The sequence below is a fragment of the Vibrio sp. 10N.247.311.47 genome, from assembly GCF_041467535.1.
Lineage (GTDB): Bacteria > Pseudomonadota > Gammaproteobacteria > Enterobacterales > Vibrionaceae > Vibrio > Vibrio crassostreae_C.
In genome coordinates this window covers 1-1,032 of the sequence record NZ_JBFSUR010000117.1, presented here as the reverse complement: position 1 = coordinate 1,032, position 1,032 = coordinate 1, and the positions used below count along the sequence as shown (strand labels likewise).

Below are 1,032 nucleotides of genomic sequence, written 5' to 3'. Positions count from 1 at the left end.
AAAGTGCGATACCGATTCAATGGCGTATCGATAATCAGGTATTGGACAACCAGCATTTACTCTATCTCCCTCGTAAGTTGACAAAAGATGAGTTTTCTTCGGTGGATCCAGCGTGGCTCAATGAGCAAGGACTTGCGTTGAATATTTCAGAACTTGTGGATGTAGGACAAGGTAAGGAAACCCCAAATGAACGATATCATGCCCCACTGAATTGCCATTACTCACACCCTGGCCGTTTATTACATGGGACAGAGATTGTCGCCATTAATAGTCCCAGTATCGTTGCCAAAGGTATACCGGTCGTCAACCTTCGGCCTGAAAAGCTCTTTCGCGTCGGCGTGTTTTTTGATGGCACGGGGGCCAACGACAAGAATGATGCTTACAAAGAATTGCGTGGTAATAAATCTCGCAGTAATGTGGCGCGTTTGTTTGCGGCTTATCCACAAATTCAAGGTAAATCAGCAAAAATTTATGTATCCGGTGTCGGCACTGTCGACATTGAAGACGACAGTCAGCGCCCTGCCATCATCGATGCAGCCAAAGATGAAACAGGTCCCGAGCAGGCGTTTGGAGTGAGTGCACCGCGTGCGTTTGATGGAGACTTTGCTGATGCTATTGCGGGTATTAGCGGCAAAGTCTTACTCAACTATGTGGACGGTGAAAATGGTGCATTTTACAAATGGCAGAGTTTACTTAATCAGTTGCGTAGAGAGATTGATCTAATGGGCGACAAGTATGATGAGTTTACTCACATCATTTTCGATGTTATCGGTTTTAGCCGAGGTGCGGCATTGTCTCGTCATTTTGTTAATGCCCTGTATCAGGGTTTACCCGATTACCATAGACCAGTCACAGGTAAGCAAGCGGATGTTACGATTTATCCTCATCTACTGGGTAATGAAACCAACAAAAAGTTTTCAGAAGAAGGTGGTTATGAACGCGATGATACGAAAGGCGTCAGTGTAAGGTTCTTGGGGTTATTTGATACCGTAGGGTCGTTTTACTTAGCGGGGAATAACGATGAAGGTAATT

1 protein-coding gene is annotated in these 1,032 nt (G+C 45.1%); it reads left to right on the top strand.

The features are described from left to right. A partial coding sequence (locus tag AB6E51_RS24535; RefSeq protein WP_372140330.1) for a phospholipase effector Tle1 domain-containing protein occupies positions 1–1,032 on the top strand: 1,032 nt, incomplete at both ends.